Raw genomic sequence first — 25,402 nt, forward strand, 5'->3', positions numbered from 1 at the left:
AATCACATGAAAGTAACAATCGATACGGGCGTCGCGCCCTACAGCGACGCATGGGCCGGGTTTCGCGGTAAAGAATGGAAAAACGCCGTCAACGTCCGCGATTTTATTCAGCATAACTACACCCCTTATGAAGGCGATGAAGCTTTCCTCGCGCAGGCGACGCCAGCAACGACGGCGCTGTGGCAGAAGGTGATGGTCGGCATTCGCCAGGAGAATGCCACCCACGCCCCGGTGGATTTCGACACCAACATTGCCACCACCATTACCGCCCACGGACCAGGCTATATCGATCGGGAATTGGAGACGATCGTCGGCCTGCAAACCGACAAGCCGCTCAAGCGCGCGCTGCATCCATACGGCGGGATCAACATGATCCGCAGCTCGTTCGAAGCCTACGGTCGGGAGATGGATCCGCAGTTCGAATACCTGTTTACCGACCTGCGCAAAACCCACAACCAGGGGGTGTTTGACGTCTATTCACCGGAGATGATGCGCTGCCGCAAATCCGGCGTGCTGACCGGTCTGCCGGACGGCTACGGGCGCGGACGCATCATCGGCGACTATCGCCGCGTGGCGCTGTACGGCATCAGCTATCTGGTGCGCGAGCGCGAACTGCAGTTTGCCGATCTGCAGGGCAGGCTGGAGCGCGGTGAAGATCTTGAAGCGACGATCCGCCTGCGCGAGGAGCTGGCGGAGCACAGGCGCGCGCTGCTCCAGATCCAGCAGATGGCGGCGAACTACGGCTTTGATATCTCCCGCCCGGCGATGAACGCCCGGGAAGCGGTGCAGTGGGTCTATTTTGCCTATCTTGCCGCTGTAAAATCCCAGAACGGCGGAGCGATGTCGCTGGGGCGCACGGCGTCGTTCCTCGATATCTACATCGAACGCGACATGCAGGCAGGAAGGCTGGACGAAGTCCAGGCCCAGGAGCTGATCGACCACTTCATTATGAAGATCCGCATGGTGCGCTTCCTGCGCACGCCGGAGTTCGACACGCTCTTCTCCGGCGATCCGATCTGGGCCACGGAAGTGATCGGTGGCATGGGGCTGGACGGGCGCACGCTGGTGACCAAAAATAGCTTCCGCTATCTGCACACCCTGCACACCATGGGGCCCGCGCCGGAGCCGAACCTGACGATCCTCTGGTCTGAACAGCTGCCGATCGCGTTCAAGAAATACGCCGCGCAGGTATCGATCGTCACCTCGTCGCTGCAGTATGAGAACGACGATCTTATGCGCGCGGACTTCAACAGCGACGACTACGCCATCGCCTGCTGCGTCAGCCCGATGGTGATCGGCAAGCAGATGCAGTTCTTCGGCGCTCGCGCTAACCTCGCCAAAACGCTGCTGTACGCGATCAACGGCGGGGTGGATGAAAAGCTGAAGATCCAGGTCGGTCCGAAAACCGAGCCGCTGCTGGATGAGGTGCTGGATTACGACACCGTGATGGCGAGCCTCGACCACTTTATGGACTGGCTGGCGGTGCAGTACATCAGCGCGCTGAATCTCATTCACTACATGCATGATAAGTACAGCTACGAAGCCTCGCTGATGGCGCTGCACGACCGGGACGTCTATCGCACCATGGCCTGCGGCATCGCCGGGCTGTCGGTGGCGGCGGATTCCCTCTCGGCCATTAAATACGCGACGGTGAAGCCGGTGCGCGACCATACCGGTCTGGCGGTCGATTTCGTCATAGAAGGGGACTACCCGCAGTACGGCAACAACGACGACCGCGTGGACAGCATTGCCTGCGATCTGGTGGAGCGCTTTATGAAGAAAATTCAGGCGCTGCCAACCTACCGCAACGCGGTGCCAACCCAGTCGATCCTGACCATCACCTCCAACGTGGTTTACGGCCAGAAGACCGGCAACACGCCGGACGGGCGCCGCGGTGGCACGCCGTTTGCGCCTGGCGCGAACCCGATGCACGGGCGCGACAGAAAAGGAGCGGTGGCTTCGCTAACGTCGGTCGCCAAGCTGCCGTTCACCTATGCGAAGGACGGGATCTCCTATACCTTCTCCATCGTGCCGCAGGCCTTGGGTAAGGACGAGCTGGTGCGCAAAACCAACCTGGTGGGGCTGCTGGACGGGTACTTCCATCATGAAGCGTCCATTGAGGGCGGGCAGCACCTGAACGTCAACGTCATGAACCGGGAGATGCTCCTGGATGCGATCGCGCACCCGGAGAACTACCCGAACCTGACGATCCGCGTATCCGGCTACGCGGTGCGGTTTAACGCCCTGACGCGGGAGCAGCAGCAGGACGTGATTTCGCGGACGTTTACGCAGGCTATGTAATTCAAATTGCCATTGTGCCTCCTCGTGTGAGGAGGCTTTTAATTTCGTGAATATCGTCACATTTAGAAAATACCTTTCTCATTTACACATCCAGTAGCAAGTTTTCCTCCAGCGTCAGAAAATCCTTATAAAACTTGTGACTTTTTTCTCCCTCGCTCCGGCTATGATTTTCTCACACCAACTATAAACACCTGCTGCCCTCTGAATCGCAATCGCTGGCGTTCGGAACCTAATAAAAACAACTGTTTACCCTACAAAATAAGCGAGTGCCCAATGAATACGGCAACAAACAGCAGTGTGATTGTGAAGGATTCCCCTGCGGCAAGGCGGGCGGGAATGAGCGAAAGCGAATGGCGAGAGGCAATTAAATTCGACAGCACCGACACGGGCTGGGTCATCATGAGTATCGGGATGGCCATCGGCGCGGGGATTGTTTTTCTCCCGGTTCAGGTGGGATTAATGGGGCTGTGGGTCTTTTTGCTCTCGTCGATTATTGGTTATCCGGCCATGTACCTGTTCCAGCGGCTGTTTATAAATACGCTGGCGGAATCGCCGGAATGCAAAGACTACCCGAGCGTGATTAGCGGTTATTTAGGTAAAAACTGGGGCATCTTATTAGGCGCACTCTATTTCGTGATGCTGGTGATCTGGATGTTTGTCTATTCCACTGCCATCACCAACGACAGTGCCTCGTATTTGCACACCTTCGGCGTGACCGACGGTTTGCTCTCGGAAAATCCGTTCTACGGCTTATTCCTAATCTGCATCCTGGTCGCTATTTCGTCGCGCGGTGAAAAGCTGCTGTTTAAAGTCTCCAGCCTGATGGTGCTGACTAAATTATTCGTGGTTGCTGCGCTGGGTCTTTCAATGATTGGACTCTGGCATTTAGCCAACGTGGGCATGCTGCCGCCGATGGGGCTGCTGATAAAAAATGCCATTATTACGCTGCCCTTTACCTTAACCTCCATTCTGTTTATTCAGACCTTAAGCCCGATGGTGATTTCATATCGTTCACGGGAAAAGTCCGTTGAGGTGGCGCGCCATAAAGCGCTGCGGGCGATGAATATCGCCTTTGGCATACTGTTTGTCACGGTCTTCTTCTACGCCGTCTCTTTCACCCTGGCGATGGGACACGACGAGGCGGTGAAAGCCTACGAGCAGAACATTTCGGCCCTGGCGATTGCGGCGCAGTTTATCAGCGGCGACGGCGCGGGTTGGGTCAAAATCGTCAGCGTGATCCTCAATATTTTTGCCGTGATGACCGCCTTCTTCGGCGTCTATCTCGGCTTTCGCGAGGCCACGCAGGGGATCGTGATGAATATCCTGCGCCGCAAAATGCCGGTTGAACGTATTAATGAAAGCACCGTCCAGCGCGGGATCATGCTGTTCGCTATCCTGCTGGCCTGGAGCGCGATCGTCTTAAACGCGCCGGTACTGAGCTTCACCTCTATCTGTAGCCCCATCTTCGGCATGGTGGGCTGCCTGATCCCTGCATGGCTGGTCTATAAGGTACCGGCGCTGCATAAATATAAAGGCGTCTCGCTGGTGATTATCGTCATCACCGGGCTGCTGCTTTGTGTTTCTCCTTTCCTCGCATTTTCCTGAGGGCAAATAAGGTCGTAACGATGTCTGAGCAAACTCATCCTTTATGGAATCAATTTATTCGCGTAGTGCAGGAAGAAGTTAAGCCTGCGCTGGGGTGCACCGAGCCCGTTTCTCTGGCCCTTGCCTGTGCGATTGCCGCAGAGCAGTTGCCTGGCGACGTCACGCAGATTGAGGCGTGGGTATCGCCGAATCTGATGAAGAACGGGCTTGGCGTAACGGTGCCGGGCACCGGCATGGTCGGGTTGCCCATTGCGGCGGCGTTGGGCGCCATCGGTGGCAATGCGCAGGCGGGGCTGGAGGTGCTGAAAGATGTCACCGCCGATGCGCTGGCGCGGGCCAAAGCAATGCTTAGCGCCGGTCTGGTGCAGGTGAAATTGCAGGAGCCCTGCGAGGAGATCCTCTACTCGCGTGCCTGCGTTTACGCCGGTGAGTCTTCGGCCATGGTGACCGTTGCGGGCGGACATACCCGCGTGGTGGAGGTGGTTTGTCAGGGCGAAACGCGCTTCAGGCTTGACGATCGGCAGGCTGAGGTATGTAACGATCCGCTGGCGGTACTGTCAAACACCACGATCTCGCAGATCCTTGAGTTTGTGGAGCAGGTACCGTTCGAGGCGATCCGCTTTATCCTGGAAGCAGGGCAATTGAACGACGCGCTCTCTCGTGAAGGGCTCAGCGGGAAGTGGGGGCTGCACATTGGAGCGACCCTCAATAAGCAGCGCGCACGCGGATGGATGGGGCAGGATCTGGGTTCAGACATTGTTATCCGCACCAGCGCCGCTTCGGACGCCCGCATGGGCGGCGCGACGCTGCCGGCGATGAGCAACTCTGGCTCCGGGAATCAGGGGATCACGGCCACCATGCCGGTTGTCGTGGTCGCTGGGCACGTTCAGGCCGATGATGAACGGCTGGCGCGGGCGCTGATGCTTTCGCATCTGTCGGCGATCTATATTCATTACCAGCTTCCGCGCCTGTCCGCGCTGTGTGCGGCGACAACGGCAGCGATGGGTGCTGCGGCGGGGATGGCGTGGCTGATGGGCGGTTCTTACCAGACCATTTCCATGGCGATCGGCAGTATGATCGGTGACGTCAGCGGGACGATCTGCGATGGGGCGTCTAACAGCTGTGCCATGAAGGTCTCAACCAGCGTCAGCAGCGCCTGGAAAGCGGTGATGATGGCGCTGGATAATACTGCCGTGACGGGCAACGAGGGCATTGTGGCGCACGACGTGGAGCAGTCGATCGCCAACCTGTGCGCGCTGGCGTGCCGCTCAATGCGGGCTACGGACCGGCAGATCATTGAGATTATGGCGAGTAAGGTGTAGCGATTGACCTTCACCCCTCACCCTAGCCCTCTCCCCAAAGGGGAGAGGGAATGATCGAGCCCCTCGCCCCTCTGGGGAGAGGGGTTGGGGTGAGGGGTAAGGGCGAGTGGGTCTTTAAACCGGCAAATCAATCAGCAGCGCGCGCAGCGGCGTATCCGCCACCAGGGTAATATTCGCTTCGTCACGAATAAACGCCCCGTCGCCGCAGGTAAGCGCTTCTTTCTCTTCCGTATGCGTTACCGCATGCACCGTACCGTGAATGGACTGCAAATAGGCGCGCGGACCGTGCAGCTGGAAGCTTGCCTGTTCACCTTTCTTCAGTTCGATATGGTGCAGCCATACCTGCTGACGCAGCTGCAAACTGCCTTTGCTGCCGTCAGGCGAGGCAATCAGCTGCTGCCTATCACCTTTCAGATCTAATTTCTGCACCAGCGGGTTTTCCCGCTCAGGGCAGGCGTCCAGCCACAGCTGCATGCGGGTCAGCGTTTTGTCTTTGCTGAGGTTATGCTCGCTGTAGCTGATGCCCGGCTGCGTGGAAATTAATAACGCTTCGCCAGCCTTTGCCTGGACATGATTGCCCTCGCTATCGCGGTATTCTGCCTCGCCTTCCAGGATCAGGTTCAGGATATCGACTTTCGGATACGTACGCGGCTGGAAGGAGGCGCCCGGGGCGAGCACTTCCTGATTTAACACGCGCAGCGAAGCGTAACCGAGGAGTTTAGGGTCAAAGTAGTGTCCAAAGGAAAAGGTGTAGCGGGCCTGCAGCCAACCGAAATCGGCTTGTCCGCACTGTTTAGCTGTTCTTGTCGTAATCATAAACTTGACCTCTCTTTACACTAAAACAATGGTAAAGGTATGGACGCTGCATTGTTAGCCAGATATTCTGCCCGGTATGTTCAAATTTCCTGAATGAGAACGAGATGGCTAAAGAGAGAGCATTGACGCTTGAGGCGCTTCGCGTCATGGACGCGATTGACCGGCGCGGCAGCTTTGCCGCGGCGGCAGATGAACTGGGGCGCGTTCCGTCTGCGCTGAGCTACACCATGCAAAAACTGGAGGAAGAGCTGGACGTGGTGCTCTTCGATCGCTCCGGTCATCGAACAAAATTCACCAACGTGGGGCGGATGCTGCTGGAGCGTGGTCGCGTGCTGCTGGAAGCGGCGGACAAGCTCACCACGGACGCCGAAGCGCTGGCCCGCGGCTGGGAAACCCACCTGACGTTAGTCACCGAAGCGCTGGTGCCAACTGAAGCGCTGTTCCCGCTGGTGGATCGCCTGGCGGCGAAGGCCAACACGCAGCTGTCGATCATCACCGAGGTGCTGGCCGGGGCGTGGGAGCGTCTGGAGACGGGCAGGGCGGATATCGTCATTGCGCCAGATATGCACTTCCGTTCATCCTCGGAAATCAACTCCCGCAAGCTTTACAGCGTCATGAACGTCTACGTTGCCGCGCCGGATCACCCGATTCACCAGGAGCCGGAACCGCTTTCGGAGGTCACGCGCGTGAAGTATCGCGGCGTGGCGGTGGCGGATACCGCGCGCGAGCGTCCGGTGCTGACGGTTCAGCTGCTGGATAAACAGCCTCGTCTGACGGTCACGTCACTGGAAGACAAGCGGCAGGCGCTGCTGGCCGGTTTGGGCGTAGCGACGATGCCCTACCCATTTGTGGAAAAAGATATTGCGGAAGGGCGACTGCGGGTGGTGAGCCCGGAGTACACCAGCGAAGTGGACATTATTATGGCGTGGCGCCGCGACAGCATGGGCGAAGCCAAATCGTGGTGCCTGCGCGAAATTCCAAAGCTCTTTGCGCATCACAACAAATAAGTGTGCAGGCCCGGTAAGCGTAAGCGCTACCGGGCAGGAATTTACGCGCCGATCTTAGGATCCGGACCAAAGCGGTTTTCGCCCGGCGTGCCGCTCTGACAGTTGAAAATCAAAATCACGATCCAGCCGACGAGCGGGATCAACAGCAACAGCAGCCACCACGCCGAACGATCGGTATCGTGGAGACGACGAAACAGCACGGCCCATGAAGGCAGCAATACCAGCAAGCCATAAATCGTAGTCAATATGCCTTCACCGCCGGCGCGCTCCCAGCCGAGGATTTTATCCACGATGCCCAGCACCATAATCAGGACGAAGTTCACCAGAACGAACATCCAGTACTCTTTGCGGCGGGCGCGGCCACCAAATCCAATGTAGTTGCGCAGTACTTTTAAATACCAGTCCATTTTTTCCTTGCCTCAATAATCGGTCAATCACTTGTTTTTTAAGCGATCGAGATAAGGATAGATGGAGATTGTGAATTAAAAAAGGGCATCTGGTGATGCCCGTCGTATTTATCCAAAACGAACGTCGCGCCCGTGCGGTTCATCCAGATCCTGCCACGGGCCGATGGAGATAATGCCCGTCGGGTTGATGGTTTTGTGGCTGCGGAAATAGTGGGTGCGAATATGGTCAAAATTGACCGTCTCCGCGATCCCTGGCATCTGGTAGATATCGCGCAGGAAACCGTGCAGGTTCATGTAGTCGCTGATGCGGTGCTTATCGCACTTGAAGTGGGTGACGTAAACGGGGTCGAAGCGGATAAGCGTGGTCCACAGGCGAATGTCCGCTTCCGTCAGCCGATCGCCCGTTAAATAGCGGTGCTGGCCGAGGATTTGCTCCAGCCGTTCCAGGGATTCAAAGACTTTTCCGACCGCTTCGTCGTAGGCTTCCTGGCTGGTGGCAAAACCGGCCTTATAGACCCCGTTGTTCACGTTGTCGTAAATCCAGCCGTTCAGCTCGTCAATTTTATCCCGCAGCTCGACCGGGTAATAATCTCCGGCGCGGGCACCGTGCGCGTCAAACGCGGTGTTAAACATGCGGATGATTTCCGCAGATTCATTGCTGACGATCGTCTGGTTTTTCTTGTCCCAGAGCACCGGTACCGTAACGCGTCCGGTGTAGTGCGGATCGGCGCGCAGGTAGAGCTGGTAGAGGAAATCGTGGTGATACAGGTCATCACCGGTCGCGGCGGGGAAATCACTGTCGAACGTCCAGCCGTTTTCCAGCATCAGCGGGTTCACCACCGAAACAGGAATCAAAGATTCAAGACCTTTAAGCTTGCGCACAATCAGCGTGCGGTGCGCCCACGGGCAGGCAAGAGAAACGTACAGATGATAACGATCGTTCTCCGCCGCGAAGCCGCCTTCGCCGCTCGGGCCAGCCGCGCCGTCGGCCGTCAGCCAGTTACGGAAGGCCGAAACAGAGCGCTTGAAGCGTCCTCCGGTGGATTTAGTGTCATACCAGACATCCTGCCAGACGCCGTCTACGAGTTGTCCCATTTTTTGTCCTCCGTCAGATAGCAAAAGCGAGGAGATATCTCCTCGCTTTGGGTTCAGTCAGTATAGCGTGCTTACCACTTCTTATTCAGAAGGCGGTCGATGCTGTATGCGCCTGGACCTGTGATAGCCAGCAGCAGGAAACCACCCGCGATGGTCAGGTTTTTCATGAACATCAGTGAGTTCACGCCTTCAGCAAAGTTGCTGTGGAACAGGAACGCGGTCAGCAGGGTAAAGCCTGCGGTAAACAGCGCGGTGGTGCGGGTCAGGAAGCCGAACAGAACCGCCAGTCCGCCGCCGAACTCAAGCAGAATAGTCAGCGGCAGCAGGAACCCCGGAACGCCCATGGCTTCCATATACTGCTGGGTACCCGCATATCCGGTGATTTTGCCCCAGCCTGCCACGATAAACAGAATTGGCATCAGAATACGCGCAGCCAGTACACCAACATCTTCTAATTTTTTCATTTTACTCTCCAGGAAACCACATGCGTGGCTGAACATTATTTTTGTGCAATTCCGGGTAGATACCGCGGCTCTGCTGTCGATGGAGAGGATAATAAACGGGGCGGGTAGCAATTGTTAGCAAGGAAAACTGTCAATCTTCTTCAAAGATATTGAGCAAGGGAGTGTGCGCAAAAAAAAAAAACGGTAACCTGAGTTACCGTTTTGCGTTTATCACCGCAGCTGCTGTTGTCGCAACGTCGCCTTCACCAGACGCCAGGCGCTCCAGGCACCAAAACCGCGTCGGGCCCAGCGGATGAGCATATTCGGATGACGAACCGTCCAGATAGCCATCACGCTGCTGCCGACCAGCGCCCACGAACGCAGGCTCAGGAAGGTATTCCAGCCACGGTCAAACCGTCGCGTCGCGTCGATCCAGTCACGGCGGCTGGCAGACAGATCCAGCCGCTGCTGCTGGATCTGACTTAACAGGTACGCTTTTCGCTTCTGACGTTCCGCTTTATCGCTCACGGCTTGTCATCCTCCAGCAGGGCGCGATCGTTAGCCAGTTCCTGGCGCGTGTGGCGCAGGAAAGTGGACTTGCGCGCTTTACGCATCGTCCATATGCCGCCAATCAACGCCGCGACCAGCAGAACGACGGTCGTGGCAATCATCGCGTTGAGTCGATACTGCGGGTCAATGGCCCAGATGATTAACACCATCAGGCTCATCAGACCAAACGCGGCGAAGAGCATGGTCAGCCCGAGCATCAGCAGCATCTGGAAGAGGTTCGCTTTCTCCTCTTCCAGTTCGACCACTGCCAGCCGGACGCGCGTTTCGGCAATCCCAACCAGCGTCGTCAAAATACGCTGGCCGATGCCGAGGACGTTATTAGCAGGCCCTTGTGCGTGACGAGGATCTTCCATATCAACGACGCGTCAGCAGGACACCCAGCACCACACCCACTGCGGCACCAATACCAACACCCGTCCATGGATTGTCGCGCACATATTCATCTGCACGTGCAGCCGCTTCACGGGTCTGTTTCGCCAGCGCATCCCCGGTTTCACCCAGGCGGTAGCGGCTCTCTTTCAGCGCCTGCTCCGCTTTGCTGCGCAGCTTGCTCACTTCTTCTTTCGACTTATCGGCAGAGGAGTTCAGCACCTCTTCAAGGGTATCGGCCAGGGATTTCAGTTCAGCGCGCAGATGTTCAGACGTCGTATCTTTTGACATGATTCTCTCCTGTTGAGATTTCCGTTAACTCAATAATCGCGAGCTTCCAGCGCTTTCAGGTCGTCCTGCGCCTCTTTCAACTTCTTCTCGCGCTTAGCAATTTTTTCCGCATCCCCTTTCTCTTTCGCTTCCTGCAGGTCTTGACGGCGCTCGGCTATCTCGTCCTTCTGTTCAGCGATTTTCTTCTGGTGATCGGCACGTAGCTTGCTGTCTGAACAGTTTGCTTTCACTTCGCTCAGCGCTTTTTTGAGACCATCAACACGGTGCTGATTGTTATGCTTTTCGGCATAACCGATCTCACGCTGAATATCCTGTTCTTTCTCCTGACAGAGAGAGTTTGCGAAGGTCGCCGTGCTTAAAGAAAAAAGGGCCAGAGCCAGGGTCATGCGGAATTTCATTATCGAAACCTTCCATTGTGTTGCGGGGTTAGCCGCTATCCAAAATTATGCGGAGTACATTCGAGGGGTGCTCCGCGTACTTAAGCATAGTAAGTAAACGGGGGATTCACCAAAGTGAGTGAAAAGATTCGGAATCCAGGAAGTTATCCAAACCGATGCGACGTATCGCGAATTAATGATAACCACGCGGCTGGCGGGTTGTCATCTTCCTGCTGGGCAATGATATATCCGTGCGGCAGCGTTCGGTCAAGAACCGCTTTCGCGGCAGCGCTCTGCGCACGGGAATCAAACTTAATCAGTAAAACATCGTCCTGCGGGGTGATGCTCTTAAAGCGGATGCCGTTTGCATCCAGATGATGCCAGACAGAAAAACCGTCAGGCACACCGCCCCCTTGGTTTACCGGGCGAATGGCCAGCGTAGCGTCCTGGTGTGAAAGCGTGTTCCAGGCCAGTAGTACGGCGCTGAGCATCACCAGTGCAATAAAGGCACAGGCAAAGCGGCGCATGGCGAGCGGTGAGATAACCATCGTTAACCTCGCGCTCCGTATTTTTTCTTCCACAGGACAACCAGCGAGCCAATCAGGCCGAAGATCAGCAGAACAACAGGCAGCAGCATCAGGCATGACATCAGCTGATCTTCATATTTCATGAAGACCGGCGTTTTACCCAGCGCATAGCCCAGCGTCGTCAGGATCAACACCCATAACAGGCCGCTCATCCAGTTGAAGAACTGGAAGCGTGCGCTGCTCAACCCGGACAGCCCGGCAATGGTGGGCAGCAGGGTGCGTACAAAGGCGATAAAGCGGCCAATCAGCAGCGCGGAAAGCCCATGCTTATGGAACAGGTGGTGCGCCCGCTGGTGATAGTGCGCAGGCAGATGGGAAAGCCAGTTCTGTACTATTCGGGTATTGCCCAGCCATCTTCCCTGAATGTAACTCACCCAGCAGCCAAGGCTGGCCGCGACGGTCAGTAATAAAATGGTCTGTGGGAATGCCATTGCGCCTTTGGCACACAGCACGCCGACAAGCACCAGCAAACTGTCACCCGGTAAGAAGGCCGCAGGCAGCAAACCATTCTCGAGGAACAGAATCATAAACAAGACGAAATAGAGCATGCCAATCATGGAAGGGTTGGCCAGCGTTTCAAAATCCTGCGCCCAAAGGGCATGCAGCAGTTGGGTCAAAAGTTCCATTCAGTGTTCCTGGAAATCGGTTAACGTCTCGCCTGTTATCCGGGACAAACAGCACGGCGACATTGTTGTGATTTCATTATGGTCGCTCGCGGACACATTGCGGTGTGGCCAACACTGTTCCCTGTTAATTGGCTGGTTAGCAAGCACTAACTTTCAAAATAACGAAGTGAATCCAATTGTAACAAAGCCCGACGTTCTGCGTCACAGAATTTGCAGGGTGAGGTGATTTTGGCGTAAGCCCTGAAAGTGAGCGAGGGATTTTACAAAGGCTGACACTATATATGTTTTGCTTACCCACTCAGGCGGGAAGGCGCAGCGAAGCGCCTGCCGGAAGAAAGGTCGACTATTTTGCGCCGCTCGGGGCCGTATCGAGATGAACGACAGGATTATCGGCAAAAAGATAGCGGTCAGCGTTAAATTCAAAGTCGTCACTGGTTTCATTGAACAGCATCTGTTTGGTGTTTTCCAGGTGTTGCCACATGGCCAGTTTTGCGGCATGGGGATCTTTACGAATCAGCGCCTTAAGGATTTGGTCGTGATCGTCACACCAGTTGTCGACCGTGCGGGAATCGATGTGATCGTGCAGTTTTTTCCAGTAGGGGTTGTGAACGCGCTGAGTCCACATTTTCTCAACGATTGCCGCCAGCGCCGTATTCTGGGTGGCCAGGGCAACCTGAACGTGAAACTGGAGGTCCCACTCGGAGTCACGGAAACATTTTTCCTTGCGGGCGTTCTCCTGGATCTCCATCAGCTTCATGATGTCCTGCTTGGTCACCTGCGTGGCGGCAAATTCGGCAATATTGCTTTCGATCAGCTGGCGAGCCTGGAGCAGCTCAAACGGGCCGTAGCTGGCGAATTCCAGACTTTCATCCGCCACCGGAGAGTGTTTAGGCTGATTAGAAATAACGTGAATGCCGGAACCTTTGCGCACCTCAACGTAGCCTTCCACTTCCAGCATGATAATCGCTTCGCGCACCACGGTGCGGCTCACGCTTTTTTCATCCGCGATAAAGCGCTCGGCGGGAAGTTTATCACCGACAAGATAGACCCCTTGCTCGATGCGATCTTTCAGCTCGGCAGCAAGTTGTTGATATAAACGACGTGGTTCGGTGATTTCCATATGCGCTCCAGGCAGGGTACGGCAGATGATTTGTTATACCACTTTCACGGAATACTCTCCAGATTTTGCCATTAAAAAAGCCGCCCGGAGGCGGCTTCGGTGAAACGCATTTTCGCTAACTCTGCGTAGCCGGTCGCCCAAGAGACTCTTTCGCCAGCTCGTCTGCGGATTTACTTTTCAGCACCGTCCAGATAACCACCGCACCCATCAGGTCGAAGATTGCCAGCACCGCGAACAGCGGGCTGAAGCCGATGGTATCCGCCAGCGCGCCGACGACCAGCGCGAACATCGTACTTGCGGTCCACGCGGCCATACCGGTCAGGCCGTTGGCGGTTGCCACTTCGTTACGGCCGAAGACGTCAGAGGAGAGCGTAATCAGCGCGCCGGAGAGCGACTGGTGCGCAAAACCACCGATGCACAGCAGCGCGATAGCGACGTAGGGGCTGGTGAACAGGCCGATCATGCCCGGGCCAATCATCAGCAGCGCGCCCATGGTCACCACCATCTTACGGGAAACGATCAGGTTCACCCCAAACCAGCGCTGGAACAGCGGCGGCAGGTAGCCGCCCACGATGCAGCCCAGGTCAGCGAACAGCATCGGCATCCAGGCGAACATCGCGATCTCTTTCAGGTTAAAACCGTAGACTTTAAACATAAACAGTGGGATCCACGCGTTGAAGGTGCCCCAGGCCGGTTCAGCCAGGAAGCGCGGCAGGGCGATACCCCAGAACTGACGGGTGCCCAGGATCTGCCAGACGGACATTTTCTTGCCATTGTTGGTCTGATGCTGCGCTTCCTGACCACCAATAATGTATTCGCGTTCTTCCTCGGAGAGTTTTTTCTGATCGCGCGGATGTTTATAGAAAACCAGCCACGCTATTGCCCAGGCAAAGCTCAGCACGCCAGAAATAATGAACGCCATCTGCCAGCTGTGCATCACGATGGCCCAAACCACCAGCGGCGGCGCAATCATCGCGCCGATGGACGAGCCCACGTTGAAGTAACCCACCGCAATGGAACGCTCTTTTGCCGGGAACCACTCGGAGCTGGCCTTCAGGCCCGCCGGGATCATCGCCGCTTCTGCTGCACCGACCGCGCCACGAGCCAGCGCCAGTCCACCCCAGCTGCCTGCCAGCGCGGTTGCGCCGCAGAATACCGCCCAGGCGATGGCGAAGAAGGCATAGCCGATTTTTGTACCCAGAATATCGAGAACATACCCAGCAACAGGCTGCATTACGGTGTAAGCGGCAGAATACGCCGCGATGATATAAGAGTATTGCTGCGTGGAGATATGCAGCTCTTCCATCAACGTCGGCGCCGCGGCTGCCACGGTGTTACGTGTCAGGTAGCCCAGCACGGTGCCCAGCGTCACCAGCGCGATCATATACCAACGTAACCCTTTAATTTTACGCATCTAAAACCTCATCGTTATGTTATTTCCGCGCCAGAGCACGGCAACCTCTCAACCGTTGCCGGGAGCAGTTGTGTAACGGGAGGGGCGTAGCCGGGAGAATGTCCCGGAACGGCCCGAACCTTGCCATAAGTAAGCGTGCATAAGTCGGTATCCGTACCGTTAAATCCGATGTTTCTCACACCGGTAATGCATTCCGTCGGCTTAGTGTTTGCGACGGCGAAAAGATAACTTGTCATACAACTTTAAAAGGTGAGTGACATCACAAATGTATGATCCTTTGTAGGGGCATTATTCGTTGCGGCTGAAGCCAGTACTGACGCGGTCTGTAGAGTGGTTTACCCCAATTTGGGTAATTTATTTGTCGACGTTTATTGATCTGACTCACGAAAAAAACGTCGGCTGGTGGAAATTGGTGTGATAACTTTGCAGCATATGAACATACGCTTTCTGACGCTCCCGTAATGAGGAAGACGATAATGACGCCGTTTATGACCGACGATTTTCTGTTAGATACCGAATTTGCCCGCCGCCTGTACCACGACTACGCAAAAGACCAGCCGATTTTCGACTATCACTGCCACTTACCGCCGCAGCAGGTTGCCGAAAATTATCGTTTCAAAAACCTGTATGATATCTGGCTAAAGGGTGACCACTACAAATGGCGTGCGATGCGCACCAACGGCGTGGCCGAGCGCCTGTGTACCGGCGACGCGAGCGATCGCGAGAAGTTTGACGCCTGGGCGGCGACCGTTCCGCACACTATCGGCAACCCGCTTTACCACTGGACGCACCTCGAACTGCGCCGTCCGTTTGGCATCACCGGCAAGCTGCTTTCTCCCGCGACGGCGGATGAGATCTGGGACCAGTGCAATGCGCTGCTGGCGCAGGATAACTTCTCCGCGCGCGGCATCATGAAGCAGATGAACGTGAAGATGGTGGGCACCACCGACGATCCGATTGACTCCCTGGAGCATCATGCAATCGTCGCCAAAGACACCTCTTTTGATATCAAAGTGCTGCCAAGCTGGCGCCCGGACAAAGCCTTCAACATCGAACAGGCCACCTTCAACGACTATATGGCGAAGCTGGCGGAAGTGTCCGATACCGACATCCGTCGTTTCGCTGACCTGCAAACCGCGCTGACCAAACGCCTGGATCACTTCGCGGCGCACGGCTGTAAAGTCTCCGACCACGCGCTGGACGTGGTGATGTTTGCGGAGTCAAACGAAGCGGAACTGGACAGCATCCTGGCGCGTCGCCTCTCCGGTGAATCGCTTAGCCAGCATGAAGTGGCGCAGTTCAAAACCGCGGTGCTGGTATTCCTCGGTGCGGAATACGCCCGTCGCGGCTGGGTACAGCAGTACCACATCGGCGCGCTGCGCAATAACAACCAGCGCCAGTTCAAGCTGCTGGGCGCGGACGTGGGCTTTGACTCTATCAACGACCGCCCGCTGGCGGAAGAGCTGTCCAGACTGCTGAGCAAACAGAACGAACAAAACCTGCTGCCGAAAACCATTCTTTACTGCCTGAACCCGCGCGATAACGAAGTGCTGGGCACCATGGTCGGCAACTTCCAGGGCGAGGGGATGCCGGGCAAGATGCAGTTCGGATCCGGCTGGTGGTTCAACGATCAGAAAGACGGCATGGAGCGTCAGATGACGCAGCTGGCGCAGCTTGGCCTGCTGAGCCGCTTTGTCGGCATGCTGACCGACAGCCGCAGCTTCCTCTCCTACACTCGCCACGAATATTTCCGCCGCATTCTGTGCCAGATGATTGGCCGCTGGGTGCATGCGGGCGAAGCGCCAGCGGATCTCCAGCTGCTGGGCGAAATGGTGAGAAACATCTGCTTTAACAATGCGCGCGACTACTTCGCCATTGAACTGAACTAAGGCCGTCTGAGGTTGATATGCAATACATCAAAATCCATTCGCTGGATAACGTGGCCGTCGCGCTGGCAGATTTAACCGAAGGCACGGAAGTGACCTTCGACAACCAGTCGGTCACGCTGCGCCAGGCCATTGGACGTGGACACAAGTTTGCCCTGATCCCCATTGCAAAAGGGGAGAACGTGGTGAAGTACGGTTTGCCCATCGGCCATGCGCTGGCGGATATTGCGCCGGGTGAATATATTCATTCCCACAACACCCGCACCAATCTCAGCGATCTGGACGAGTACAGCTATCAACCTGATCTACCAAAAGAAGAAGTGCAGGCGGGGGATCGCGAGGTGCAAATCTACCGTCGCGCGAACGGTGAGGTGGGGATCCGCAACGAGCTGTGGATCCTCCCGACCGTCGGCTGCGTGAACGGCATCGCGCGTCAAATTCAGACGCGTTTCCTGAAAGAGACCAACAATGCCGAAGGCACCGACGGCGTGCATCTGTTCAGCCACACCTACGGCTGCTCCCAGCTGGGTGACGACCACATCAACACCCGCACCATGCTGCAAAACATGGTGCGCCATCCTAATGCGGGCGCGGTGCTGGTGATCGGCCTCGGCTGCGAGAACAACCAGGTCGACGCCTTCCGCGAGACGCTGGGGGAATTCGACCCTGAGCGCGTTCACTTTATGGTGTGCCAGCATCAGGACGACGAGGTGGAAGCGGGCGTTGAACAGCTGCACCAGCTGTACGAGGTGATGCGCCACGACAGGCGCGAGCCGGGCAGGCTGAGCGAGCTGAAGTTTGGGCTGGAGTGCGGGGGATCTGACGGTCTTTCCGGCATTACCGCCAACCCGATGCTGGGCCGCTTCTCGGATTACGTGATTGCCAACGGCGGCACGACGGTGCTGACCGAAGTGCCGGAAATGTTCGGCGCGGAGCGCATTCTGATGAGCCACTGCCGCGACGAAGAGACGTTTGAGAAGACCGTCACCATGGTGAACGACTTCAAACAGTACTTCATTGCTCACAATCAGCCGATTTATGAAAACCCGTCGCCGGGTAACAAAGCGGGCGGGATCACCACGCTGGAGGAGAAATCTCTCGGCTGCACCCAGAAAGCGGGCGCAAGCCAGGTGGTGGACGTTCTGCGCTACGGCGAACGCCTGAAAACCCGCGGTCTGAACCTGCTGAGCGCACCGGGCAACGATGCGGTCGCCACCAGCGCGCTGGCGGGGGCGGGCTGTCACATGGTGTTGTTCAGCACCGGTCGCGGTACGCCGTACGGCGGTTTTGTCCCGACGGTCAAAATCGCCACCAACAGCGAGCTGGCGGCGAAGAAAAAGCACTGGATTGATTTCGACGCGGGCCAGCTGATCCACGGCAAAGCGATGCCGCAGCTGCTGACGGAGTTCGTGGACACTATCGTGGAGTTTGCTAACGGCAGGCAGACCTGCAACGAGAAGAACGACTTCCGCGAGCTGGCGATCTTTAAGAGTGGTGTGACGCTTTAATCGGTGCGGCCTGATGCCCTCTCCCACCAGGAGAGGGTACAAACACTAAAAACGGCAACCTCAGGGTTGCCGTTTTGCTGTTAACCTCGCAGGGCGTTCTTCGCTAAACGCGCGTCTTCCGCCTGACAGGCCGCTGCGGTGAACAGCACGTCGGTAGAGGAGTTCAGCGCGGTTTCGCAGGAGTCCTGCAGCACGCCAATGATGAAGCCGACGGCCACAACCTGCATGGCGATCTCGTTCGGGATGCCGAACATATTGCACGCAAGCGGGATCAGCAGCAGCGAACCGCCCGCCACGCCGGATGCGCCACAGGCACACAGCGACGCCACCACGCTCAGCAGCAGCGCCGTAGGCAGATCCACCGGAACGCCCAGCGTATGCACTGCCGCCAGGGTCAGCACGGTGATGGTAATAGCCGCACCCGCCATGTTCACGGTTGCACCCAGCGGAATCGACACGGAATAGGTATCGCGGTCCAGGTTCAGCTTCTCCGCCAGCGCCATGTTCACCGGAATGTTCGCAGCAGAGCTGCGGGTGAAGAAGGCGTACACGCCGCTTTCGCGCAGGCAGGTCAGCACCAGCGGATATGGGTTACGGCGGATCTGCCAGAACACCAGCAGCGGGTTGATCACCAGCGCCACCAGCAGCATACAGCCGACCAGAACCACCAGCAGCTGGGCGTAGCCCCACAGCGCGTCAAAACCGGTGGTTGCCAGCGTGGAGGAGACCAGACCGAAGATCCCGATTGGCGCAAAGCGAATCACCAGTTTCACCATAAAGGTGACGGCGTTCGACATATCGTTCACCAGGTTTTTCGTGGTTTCGTTGCCGTGACGCAGCGCGAAGCCCAGACCAATCGCCCAGACCAGAATACCAATGTAGTTTGCATTCATCAGCGCGGTGATGGGGTTAGAAACCATGCTCATCAGCAGACCGCGCAGCACTTCTACAATCCCGGACGGCGGCGTGACATCACCGGCGGCGCTGGTCAGGTGCAGCGTGGACGGGAACAGGAAGCTGAACACAACGGCCGTTAAGGCAGCAGAGAAGGTTCCCAGAAGATACAGGAACAGAATAGGGCGAATGTTGGTTTTTTGTCCGTGCTGGTGGTTGGCAATCGACGCCATCACCAGCATCAGCACCAGTACCGGTGCGACGGCCTTCAGCGCGCCAACGAAAAGGGTGCCGAGCAGCCCCGTGGCTTCCGCGGCAGGTTTTGACACCATCGCCAGCAGAATACCCAGTACCAACCCGACCAGAATTTGTTTTACAAGGCTGCCCTGCGCCAGGCGCGCGAACAGACCGCGTGATTGTGTGCTCATACGTTATTCCTGAGTGAAATTGCGTTCCATCCTGGATGTGCTCTAAGTCACATTTATGTCCGGATGTAAGTTTTTGTTTGCCTGGTTGAGTATCAGGGAAAGCAGCGAAAGGCGGAAGAGTAAAATGCTGGATTTTACGTGTCACATCATATTTTTTAACTATTGAGTCACAAAAGTGTGTCCACCCTCTCCCACAGGGAGAGGGCCGGGGTGGGGGGATTACTCCACCTGCTGCTTCTTATCGTGCTGGCGGTTAACCCAGGTATTGATAAGCAGCGTCACCAGCAGAATGCCGAACACCACGCCAAGCGAGATAGCGATCGGGATGTGGTAGAAATCGACGATCAGCATCTTGATACCGATAAACACCAGGATCACCGACAGGCCGTACTTCAGCATCGAGAAGCGCTCAGCCGCGCCTGCCAGCAGGAAGTACATGGCACGCAGACCGAGGATCGCAAACAGGTTAGAGGTCAGCACGATGAACGGGTCGGTCGTCACCGCGAAGATCGCCGGGATGCTGTCTACGGCGAAAATCACGTCGCTCAGCTCGACCAGAATCAGCACCAGCAGCAGCGGGGTGGCGAACAGCAGGCCGTTCTTACGCACGAAGAAGTGTTCGCTCTCGATCTTGTCCGTCATGCGCAGATGGCCGCGGATCCACTTCACCAGCGGCTTATCGCCGATACCGGTATCGTCTTCTTTCGCCAGCGCCATCTTGACCCCGGTGAACAGCAGGAACGCACCGAACACGTACAGCAGCCATTCGAACTGGGCAATCAGCCAGCTGCCGGCGAAGATCATGATGGTACGCAGGACAATGGCACCCAATACGCCGTATACCAGCACGCGGCGCTGCAGGGCAGCAGGCACGGCAAAGTAGCTGAACAGCATCAGCCAGACGAAGACGTTATCAACCGCCAGGGCTTTTTCAATCAGATAGCCGGTGAGGAAGGCGAGCGCCTGAGGATCGGCCACCGCACGGCCTTCGGTCGAGGCCAGATACCACCAGAAGGCGGCGCAGAAAAGGAGTGAGAGGCTAACCCACACCAGTGACCAGACGGCGGCCTGCTTGACGCTCATGCCGTGCTCGCCGCGACGACCCTGCAAAAAGAGGTCGATCGCCAGCATGATGAGCACGACAACCGCGAATCCGCCCCACAGCATTGGAGTGCCGACAGAATGCATACTATTTTCCTTACACATAAAAAACAAAAACGGCCATGGTCAGAAGACGATAGCCGTTAGCTTTTTATGCATAGACCTCGCCTCCCGGCAAGGTCTCACTTACAACCATAAAGGTTGCCCGGCGACCGGATGCGGTTTTGCACGCATCGTAATGACGATCCACCGGCGAAGAAGTTACTCCCCTTTGCAGGTAACAAAATATGTCAGACCATCGGTTTCGTCAATGGTCTGCGCCGTTTCATTACACAGCTTTACGCGATAGCTTCTGCGCCGACGCCGTCTGCCGGGAACACCACGCCGGTCTGGCGGCGGATCTCGGTCTGCAGCTTCGCCGTGGTGCGGCTTACCGCAAGGCCAGGGTGATTCACTTCATTATCTTCCACCAGACGGGCGAAGACCTCTGCCTCATAGAGCATAGTGTTAATATGCTGAGGCTGCGTCAACTCCTGCGCTTTTCCGCCGCGCGGCACAAAGCTCACCTTCTGGCATTCGGAGATTTTTTCGATGACCAGCGACCCGGCTTCGCCCTGAATTTCGCTCGGCAACACGGAATCGCTCACCTTGGAGTGCTGTAGCGTGACGCTAAAATCACCGTAGTCCAGCACCACCAAACCGTGCGCATCCACGCCGCTCTCCAGCAGGCTGGCGGTGGCCGTGACGCCGTGCGGCTCGCCCCACAGCGCTACGGCAGAGGCCAGGCAGTAAAAACCGATATCCATAATCGAGCCGTTCGAGAAGGCCGGGTTAAAGGTATTCGGGTTTTCACCGTCCAGATAGCGCTGATAGCGCGACGAATACTGGCAGTAGTTGATAAAGGCTTTACGCACTTTGCCAATTTTCGGCAGGGACTGCTGCAGCAGCAGGAAGTTCGGCAGGCTGGCGGTTTTGAACGCTTCGAACAGCACCACCTGGTTTTCGCGGGCAAGCGCAATGGCCGCTTCCACTTCCTCAATATTCGAGGCCAGCGGCTTCTCGCAGATCACATGCTTTTTGTGGCCGAGAAACAGCGCCGTTTGCGGGAAGTGAAGGGAGTTCGGGCTGGCAATATAGACCGCGTCAATGGCGTCGCTTTGCGCCATTTCATCCAGGGAGGTGAAGAGATGCTCGACAAGGTAGTCGTTAGCAAAGCTCTGCGCCTGCTCAAGGCTGCGGGAATAGACTGCGGTGAGCTTAAGTTTGCCGGTTTCGTGGGCGGCGTCGACGAACTGGCGCGTGATCCAGTTCGTTCCAATGACTGCGAAACGTATCATAAACGTTTACGTACTCCGTAGCAGGGAACCTTTAGCCACTGTAGCACGGGATTATTGCAAAACCAGTGCGCTATTCCGCATTACCATTTAACGATAAATGCGTAAGCCACAGGCGGGTGTCAAACTCCAGCTGGTGGTACTGCGGCTCCATGTGGCAGCACAGAGAATAGAACGCTTTGTCGTGCTCTTTCTCTTTCAGGTGTGCGAGCTCATGCACCACGATCATCCGCAGAAACGCTTCCGGCGCGTGACGAAACACGGTCGCCACGCGGATCTCGGCTTTGGCCTTCAGCTTGCCACCCTGCACGCGGGAGATAGCGGTGTGCAGGCCGAGCGCGTTTTTCAGCACGTGGATCTTGTTGTCGTACATCACCTTGTTTATCGGCGGCGCGCTCTTCAGATACCGGCTTTTTAGATCCTGCGTATACTGCCAGAGGGCCTTATCGGTCGCGAAATCGTGCGTGCCGGGGTAGCGTTTTTCCAGCACCGCGCCGAGCTTCTGCTCGGCAATCAGGCTGCGAACCTGGGAAAGTAAATGCTCCGGATAGCCCTGGAGATAAGTAAGTTGGTTCATCAACGCCCCAAATCGACAATAAAACGGGTATACTCACGCACCCTTTTCAGGGATACGCCAAATTTTACCATTCAGGAGGGCCGATGAGCCACTTAGACAACGGTTTCCGTTCACTCAACCTTAAACGTTACCCGGAAACGGACGACGTTAACCCGCTTCAGGCGTGGGAAGCGGCGGATGAATATCTGCTGCAGCAGTTGGATGAGACTGAAATCCGCGGCCCGGTTTTGATCCTGAATGACGCGTTTGGCGCGCTGGGCTGCGCCCTGGCGGAGCACACGCCTTACAGCATCGGTGATTCCTACCTGAGCGAGCTGGCGACGCGTGAAAACCTGCGCCATAACGACATCGACGAGTCCAGCGTGAAGTTTCTCGACAGCACCGCGGACTACCCGCAGGCGCCGGGCGTGGTATTGATCAAGGTACCAAAAACCATGGCGCTGCTGGAGCAGCAGCTGCGCGCGCTGCGTAAGGTCGTCACGCCGGAAACCCGCATCATCGCGGGTGCCAAAGCGCGCGATATCCACACCTCAACGCTGGAGCTGTTCGAGAAAGTGCTCGGCCCGACCACCACGACGCTGGCCTGGAAAAAAGCGCGCCTGATCAACTGCACCTTCAGCGCACCGGAGCTGGCCGACGCGCCGGAGACGCTGAGCTGGAAGCTGGAAGGCACCGACTGGACCATCCACAACCATGCGAACGTTTTCTCCCGCACCGGGCTGGACATCGGGGCGCGTTTCTTTATGGAGCACCTGCCGGAAAATCTGGAAGGGGAAATCGTCGATCTGGGCTGCGGCAACGGCGTGATTGGCCTGACGCTGCTGGCGAAGAACCCGGAAGCCAGCGTGGTGTTCAGCGACGAATCGCCGATGGCGGTGGCGTCGAGCCGTCTGAACGTGGAAACCAACATGCCGGAAGCGGTGGATCGCTGCGAGTTTATGATCAACAACGCGCTCTCCGGCGTAGAGCCATTCCGCTTCAACGCCGTATTCTGCAACCCGCCGTTCCACCAGAAGCACGCCCTGACGGATAACGTCGCGTGGGAGATGTTCCACCACGCGCGCCGCTGCCTGAAAATCAACGGCGAGCTGTACATCGTGGCGAACCGCCACCTTGACTACTTCCACAAGCTGAAGAAGATTTTCGGCAACTGCGTCACCATTGCCACCAATAACAAATTTGTGGTGCTGAAATCGGTGAAGCTGGGTCGCCGTCGCTAAATCGTTAGTGCAAGCTGGGTGCCCTGCGCAATTGCCCGCCGCGCATCCAGCTCCATCGCCACGTCGCACCCGCCGATCAAATGCACCGTTTTACCTGCCTCGCGCAGCGGATCGGCCAGATCCCGCTTTGGCTCCTGTCCGGCACATAGAATCACATGATCCACGCGCAGCAGCTGCGGCTCGCCGCCGATCGTGACGTGCAGACCCTCGTCGTCGATCTTCTGATAGCTCACCGCCGGGATCATCTTCACCCCGCGTGAGAGCAAGGTGGCGCGGTGGATCCAGCCCGTGGTTTTGCCCAGCCCTTCGCCCGGCTTGCTGGCCTTACGCTGGAGCATCACGATCTGGCGCGGGCTTTTCGGCAGCTGCGGCCCTTCCGGGCGTAATCCGCCGGACTGGCTCAGGCTGGTATCAATGCCCCATTCTACGCAAAACTCGGCAATGTTCTGGCTGGTGGCTTCGCCCGGCTGGCTTAAGTACATGGCGGTATCAAAGCCGATCCCGCCGCAGCCGATAATTGCCACCTTCTCGCCAACGGGCGCTTTGTCACGCAGCACGTCGAGGTAGCTCAAGACTTTCGGATGATCGATGCCCTCGATCGCAGGCGTGCGCGGTACGATCCCGCTCGCCAGGATCGTCTCATCGAAACCGATCAGATCCGCCGCGCTGACAAGCTGGTTAAGCCGTAGCTCGACGCCCGTTAGCTCGATCATCCTGCGGTAGTAGCGCAGCGTTTCATAAAACTCCTCTTTGCCGGGGATCTGTTTGGCGATATTAAACTGCCCGCCAATCTCCGCCAGCGCATCAAACAGCGTCACGCTGTGCCCGCGCGAAGCGGCGTTCACCGCAAACGCCAGCCCGGCGGGGCCAGCGCCCACGACGGCCAGGCGTTTTTTATTGACCGCCGGAACCACCGGCATTTTGGTTTCATGGCAGGCGCGCGGGTTAACCAGGCAAGAGGTGACCTTCCCGACGAAGATCCGATCCAGACAGGCCTGGTTACAGCCGATGCAGGTGTTGATCTCATCCGCGCGGCCGCTTTGCGCTTTGGAGAGCAGTTCCGCATCCGCGAGGAACGGACGCGCCATCGACACCATATCGGCATCGCCGCGTGAAATCACATCGTCCGCCACCTGCGGATCGTTAATGCGGTTGGTGGTGACCAGTGGAACAGATACTTTGCCCTTCAGCTTGCGCGTCACCCAGCTGAACGCCGCGCGCGGCACCGGCGTGGCGATGGTCGGGATGCGCGCCTCGTGCCAGCCGATGCCGGTATTGATAATCGTGGCGCCTGCGGCTTCAATCGCCTGCGCCAGCTGCACGGTTTCGTCGAACGTGCCGCCGCCCTCCACCAGGTCGAGCATCGACAGGCGGAAGATGATAATAAAGTCCGCGCCCGCACGTTCGCGCACCGCGCGCACCACCTCCACGGCAAAGCGCATCCGGCGGGCATAGTCGCCGCCCCATTCGTCGTCGCGCTGGTTGGTGCGCGCGGCGAGAAATTCGTTAATCAGGTAGCCTTCGGAGCCCATCACCTCGACGCCGTCGTAGCCCGCCTCACGCGCCAGCGCGGCGCAGCGGGCGAAATCGTCTATCAGCGTCAGTATCTCGTCGTGGCTGAGGGCATGGGGCTTGAAGCGGTTAATCGGCGCCTGAATGGCCGACGGCGCGACCAGGTTTGGCTGGTAGCTGTAGCGTCCGGTATGCAGGATTTGCAGGGCGATTTTGCCGCCCTCGCGGTGTACCGCGTCGGTCACAGTGCGGTGGTGCGGCAGCTGTGAAGCATCGTTCAGCACCGCGCCGCCCTCCATGCCCACGCCGGAAGGTGCAGGGGCCACGCCGCCGGTGACAATCAGCGCCACCCCGTGGCGGGCGCGCTCGGCGTAGAAGGCCGCCAGACGCTCGGCCCCATCCGGATGCTCCTCCAGCCCGGTGTGCATCGAGCCCATCAGCACGCGGTTTTTAAGGGTGGTAAACCCCAGATCGAGGGGGGCAAATAACGACGGGTAGCGGCTCATAGTCTCTTCCAGTGTAAAATTATTGTTATGTGGTCGGATGAGTTACTAATTTAGCCAGCGGAGAGTAAAAGGGAAAAGGGGAATGC

At 57.3% G+C, this 25,402-nt stretch carries 24 protein-coding genes; 7 read left to right on the plus strand and 17 right to left on the minus strand.

Going from position 1 to position 25,402, the window contains the following annotated elements:
* The first annotated feature begins 6 nt into the window (after positions 1 to 6).
* The 3 genes from pflB to USG84_RS16600 all read left to right on the plus strand — a co-directional run bounded on the left by pflB (position 7) and on the right by USG84_RS16600 (position 5,228).
* On the plus strand, positions 7 to 2,301 hold the full coding sequence (pflB, locus tag USG84_RS16590; protein ID WP_253543334.1) for a formate C-acetyltransferase: 2,295 nt from the start codon (positions 7 to 9) through the stop codon (positions 2,299 to 2,301).
* A gap of 273 nt (positions 2,302 to 2,574) precedes the next feature.
* The gene (locus USG84_RS16595; protein ID WP_253543333.1) at positions 2,575 to 3,906 is read left to right on the plus strand and encodes an amino acid permease; all 1,332 of its coding nucleotides are present in this window, start codon (positions 2,575 to 2,577) and stop codon (positions 3,904 to 3,906) included.
* Positions 3,907 to 3,926: 20 nt separating this feature from the next.
* Entirely contained in the window at positions 3,927 to 5,228 is a 1,302-nt protein-coding gene (locus tag USG84_RS16600) for a serine dehydratase subunit alpha family protein (protein ID WP_253543332.1), read from the plus strand.
* A gap of 114 nt (positions 5,229 to 5,342) precedes the next feature.
* Here the strand turns inward: USG84_RS16600 and USG84_RS16605 are convergent, their stop codons facing one another.
* Positions 5,343 to 6,044 carry a pirin family protein gene (locus USG84_RS16605; RefSeq protein WP_061096987.1) on the minus strand — a complete coding sequence of 234 codons (702 nt, stop codon included), beginning with the start codon at positions 6,042 to 6,044 and terminating at the stop codon, positions 5,343 to 5,345.
* 104 nt (positions 6,045 to 6,148) lie between these two features.
* Between USG84_RS16605 and yhaJ the strand changes: the two genes are divergently transcribed.
* The gene (gene yhaJ / locus USG84_RS16610; RefSeq protein ID WP_003862655.1) at positions 6,149 to 7,051 is read left to right on the plus strand and encodes a DNA-binding transcriptional regulator YhaJ; all 903 of its coding nucleotides are present in this window, start codon (positions 6,149 to 6,151) and stop codon (positions 7,049 to 7,051) included.
* Between the two features lie 41 nt (positions 7,052 to 7,092).
* Here yhaJ and USG84_RS16615 read toward each other — a convergent pair whose 3' ends face one another.
* The 11 genes from USG84_RS16615 to USG84_RS16665 form a co-directional block, all read right to left on the minus strand.
* The gene (locus tag USG84_RS16615; RefSeq protein ID WP_151414007.1) at positions 7,093 to 7,458 is read right to left on the minus strand and encodes a DUF805 domain-containing protein; all 366 of its coding nucleotides are present in this window, start codon (positions 7,456 to 7,458) and stop codon (positions 7,093 to 7,095) included.
* 108 nt (positions 7,459 to 7,566) lie between these two features.
* Positions 7,567 to 8,553 carry a glutathione S-transferase family protein gene (locus USG84_RS16620; RefSeq protein ID WP_253543331.1) on the minus strand — a complete coding sequence of 329 codons (987 nt, stop codon included), beginning with the start codon at positions 8,551 to 8,553 and terminating at the stop codon, positions 7,567 to 7,569.
* Between the two features lie 71 nt (positions 8,554 to 8,624).
* Positions 8,625 to 9,017 (minus strand): DoxX family protein, encoded by a 393-nt coding sequence (locus tag USG84_RS16625; protein WP_151414009.1) that lies wholly within the window; start codon positions 9,015 to 9,017, stop codon positions 8,625 to 8,627.
* A gap of 210 nt (positions 9,018 to 9,227) precedes the next feature.
* Complete coding sequence (locus USG84_RS16630) at positions 9,228 to 9,524, minus strand: YqjK-like family protein (RefSeq protein WP_014885330.1); 297 nt, start codon at positions 9,522 to 9,524, stop codon at positions 9,228 to 9,230.
* Positions 9,521 to 9,919 (minus strand): phage holin family protein, encoded by a 399-nt coding sequence (locus USG84_RS16635; RefSeq protein WP_013098867.1) that lies wholly within the window; start codon positions 9,917 to 9,919, stop codon positions 9,521 to 9,523. Before USG84_RS16635 ends, USG84_RS16630 begins: the two co-directional genes overlap by 4 nt.
* A gap of 1 nt (position 9,920) precedes the next feature.
* Positions 9,921 to 10,226, minus strand: a complete 306-nt coding sequence (locus tag USG84_RS16640) for a DUF883 family protein (RefSeq protein WP_008503141.1) — start codon at positions 10,224 to 10,226, stop codon at positions 9,921 to 9,923.
* 29 nt (positions 10,227 to 10,255) lie between these two features.
* Entirely contained in the window at positions 10,256 to 10,624 is a 369-nt protein-coding gene (locus tag USG84_RS16645) for a DUF1090 domain-containing protein (RefSeq protein ID WP_061096991.1), read from the minus strand.
* Between the two features lie 143 nt (positions 10,625 to 10,767).
* The gene (gene mzrA, locus USG84_RS16650) at positions 10,768 to 11,151 is read right to left on the minus strand and encodes an EnvZ/OmpR regulon moderator MzrA (RefSeq protein ID WP_028014507.1); all 384 of its coding nucleotides are present in this window, start codon (positions 11,149 to 11,151) and stop codon (positions 10,768 to 10,770) included.
* Between the two features lie 2 nt (positions 11,152 to 11,153).
* Positions 11,154 to 11,816, minus strand: a complete 663-nt coding sequence (yqjA, locus tag USG84_RS16655; protein WP_061096992.1) for a DedA family general envelope maintenance protein YqjA — start codon at positions 11,814 to 11,816, stop codon at positions 11,154 to 11,156.
* Between the two features lie 343 nt (positions 11,817 to 12,159).
* Positions 12,160 to 12,936, minus strand: coding sequence for a transcriptional regulator ExuR (gene exuR / locus USG84_RS16660; RefSeq protein WP_028014506.1), 777 nt, complete (start codon positions 12,934 to 12,936; stop codon positions 12,160 to 12,162).
* A 115-nt stretch (positions 12,937 to 13,051) separates the two neighbouring features.
* Complete coding sequence (locus tag USG84_RS16665; protein WP_151414010.1) at positions 13,052 to 14,350, minus strand: MFS transporter; 1,299 nt, start codon at positions 14,348 to 14,350, stop codon at positions 13,052 to 13,054.
* A gap of 476 nt (positions 14,351 to 14,826) precedes the next feature.
* On the opposite strand from USG84_RS16665, the gene uxaC reads away from it, so the two are divergent.
* On the plus strand, positions 14,827 to 16,239 hold the full coding sequence (gene uxaC / locus USG84_RS16670; protein WP_253543329.1) for a glucuronate isomerase: 1,413 nt from the start codon (positions 14,827 to 14,829) through the stop codon (positions 16,237 to 16,239).
* 17 nt (positions 16,240 to 16,256) lie between these two features.
* Positions 16,257 to 17,744, plus strand: coding sequence for an altronate dehydratase family protein (locus tag USG84_RS16675; protein ID WP_320738378.1), 1,488 nt, complete (start codon positions 16,257 to 16,259; stop codon positions 17,742 to 17,744).
* 80 nt (positions 17,745 to 17,824) lie between these two features.
* Here USG84_RS16675 and sstT read toward each other — a convergent pair whose 3' ends face one another.
* The 4 genes from sstT to USG84_RS16695 all read right to left on the minus strand — a co-directional run bounded on the left by sstT (position 17,825) and on the right by USG84_RS16695 (position 22,078).
* Positions 17,825 to 19,066 carry a serine/threonine transporter SstT gene (gene sstT / locus USG84_RS16680; RefSeq protein WP_253543327.1) on the minus strand — a complete coding sequence of 414 codons (1,242 nt, stop codon included), beginning with the start codon at positions 19,064 to 19,066 and terminating at the stop codon, positions 17,825 to 17,827.
* 219 nt (positions 19,067 to 19,285) lie between these two features.
* Complete coding sequence (locus USG84_RS16685) at positions 19,286 to 20,254, minus strand: TerC family protein (protein WP_061096997.1); 969 nt, start codon at positions 20,252 to 20,254, stop codon at positions 19,286 to 19,288.
* A gap of 251 nt (positions 20,255 to 20,505) precedes the next feature.
* Positions 20,506 to 21,504: a Gfo/Idh/MocA family protein gene (locus USG84_RS16690; RefSeq protein ID WP_049000041.1), complete on the minus strand. Its 999-nt coding sequence runs from the start codon at positions 21,502 to 21,504 to the stop codon at positions 20,506 to 20,508.
* A gap of 70 nt (positions 21,505 to 21,574) precedes the next feature.
* Complete coding sequence (locus USG84_RS16695; protein ID WP_061096999.1) at positions 21,575 to 22,078, minus strand: M48 family metallopeptidase; 504 nt, start codon at positions 22,076 to 22,078, stop codon at positions 21,575 to 21,577.
* An 83-nt stretch (positions 22,079 to 22,161) separates the two neighbouring features.
* On the opposite strand from USG84_RS16695, the gene rlmG reads away from it, so the two are divergent.
* Positions 22,162 to 23,298, plus strand: coding sequence for a 23S rRNA (guanine(1835)-N(2))-methyltransferase RlmG (rlmG, locus tag USG84_RS16700; RefSeq protein ID WP_151414011.1), 1,137 nt, complete (start codon positions 22,162 to 22,164; stop codon positions 23,296 to 23,298).
* On the opposite strand, the gene USG84_RS16705 is transcribed toward rlmG, so the two are convergent.
* Positions 23,295 to 25,316: an FAD-dependent oxidoreductase gene (locus USG84_RS16705; RefSeq protein WP_253543325.1), complete on the minus strand. Its 2,022-nt coding sequence runs from the start codon at positions 25,314 to 25,316 to the stop codon at positions 23,295 to 23,297. The genes rlmG and USG84_RS16705 overlap by 4 nt on opposite strands.
* Positions 25,317 to 25,402 lie beyond the last annotated feature (86 nt).

Origin of the sequence: Enterobacter sp. 168J2 (assembly GCF_034107265.1) — a bacterium.
GTDB lineage: Bacteria > Pseudomonadota > Gammaproteobacteria > Enterobacterales > Enterobacteriaceae > Enterobacter > Enterobacter nematophilus.

Coding starts and splice junctions, on each gene's coding strand:
- pflB (WP_253543334.1), top strand. CDS start 7: ATGAAAGTAACAATCGATACGGGCGTCGCGCCCTACAGCGACGCATGG.
- USG84_RS16595 (WP_253543333.1), top strand. CDS start 2,575: ATGAATACGGCAACAAACAGCAGTGTGATTGTGAAGGATTCCCCTGCG.
- USG84_RS16600 (WP_253543332.1), top strand. CDS start 3,927: ATGTCTGAGCAAACTCATCCTTTATGGAATCAATTTATTCGCGTAGTG.
- USG84_RS16605 (WP_061096987.1), bottom strand. CDS start 6,044: ATGATTACGACAAGAACAGCTAAACAGTGCGGACAAGCCGATTTCGGT.
- yhaJ (WP_003862655.1), top strand. CDS start 6,149: ATGGCTAAAGAGAGAGCATTGACGCTTGAGGCGCTTCGCGTCATGGAC.
- USG84_RS16615 (WP_151414007.1), bottom strand. CDS start 7,458: ATGGACTGGTATTTAAAAGTACTGCGCAACTACATTGGATTTGGTGGC.
- USG84_RS16620 (WP_253543331.1), bottom strand. CDS start 8,553: ATGGGACAACTCGTAGACGGCGTCTGGCAGGATGTCTGGTATGACACT.
- USG84_RS16625 (WP_151414009.1), bottom strand. CDS start 9,017: ATGAAAAAATTAGAAGATGTTGGTGTACTGGCTGCGCGTATTCTGATG.
- USG84_RS16635 (WP_013098867.1), bottom strand. CDS start 9,919: ATGGAAGATCCTCGTCACGCACAAGGGCCTGCTAATAACGTCCTCGGC.
- USG84_RS16640 (WP_008503141.1), bottom strand. CDS start 10,226: ATGTCAAAAGATACGACGTCTGAACATCTGCGCGCTGAACTGAAATCC.
- USG84_RS16645 (WP_061096991.1), bottom strand. CDS start 10,624: ATGAAATTCCGCATGACCCTGGCTCTGGCCCTTTTTTCTTTAAGCACG.
- mzrA (WP_028014507.1), bottom strand. CDS start 11,151: ATGGTTATCTCACCGCTCGCCATGCGCCGCTTTGCCTGTGCCTTTATT.
- yqjA (WP_061096992.1), bottom strand. CDS start 11,816: ATGGAACTTTTGACCCAACTGCTGCATGCCCTTTGGGCGCAGGATTTT.
- exuR (WP_028014506.1), bottom strand. CDS start 12,936: ATGGAAATCACCGAACCACGTCGTTTATATCAACAACTTGCTGCCGAG.
- USG84_RS16665 (WP_151414010.1), bottom strand. CDS start 14,350: ATGCGTAAAATTAAAGGGTTACGTTGGTATATGATCGCGCTGGTGACG.
- uxaC (WP_253543329.1), top strand. CDS start 14,827: ATGACGCCGTTTATGACCGACGATTTTCTGTTAGATACCGAATTTGCC.
- USG84_RS16675 (WP_320738378.1), top strand. CDS start 16,257: ATGCAATACATCAAAATCCATTCGCTGGATAACGTGGCCGTCGCGCTG.
- sstT (WP_253543327.1), bottom strand. CDS start 19,066: ATGAGCACACAATCACGCGGTCTGTTCGCGCGCCTGGCGCAGGGCAGC.
- USG84_RS16685 (WP_061096997.1), bottom strand. CDS start 20,254: ATGCATTCTGTCGGCACTCCAATGCTGTGGGGCGGATTCGCGGTTGTC.
- USG84_RS16690 (WP_049000041.1), bottom strand. CDS start 21,504: ATGATACGTTTCGCAGTCATTGGAACGAACTGGATCACGCGCCAGTTC.
- USG84_RS16695 (WP_061096999.1), bottom strand. CDS start 22,078: ATGAACCAACTTACTTATCTCCAGGGCTATCCGGAGCATTTACTTTCC.
- rlmG (WP_151414011.1), top strand. CDS start 22,162: ATGAGCCACTTAGACAACGGTTTCCGTTCACTCAACCTTAAACGTTAC.
- USG84_RS16705 (WP_253543325.1), bottom strand. CDS start 25,316: ATGAGCCGCTACCCGTCGTTATTTGCCCCCCTCGATCTGGGGTTTACC.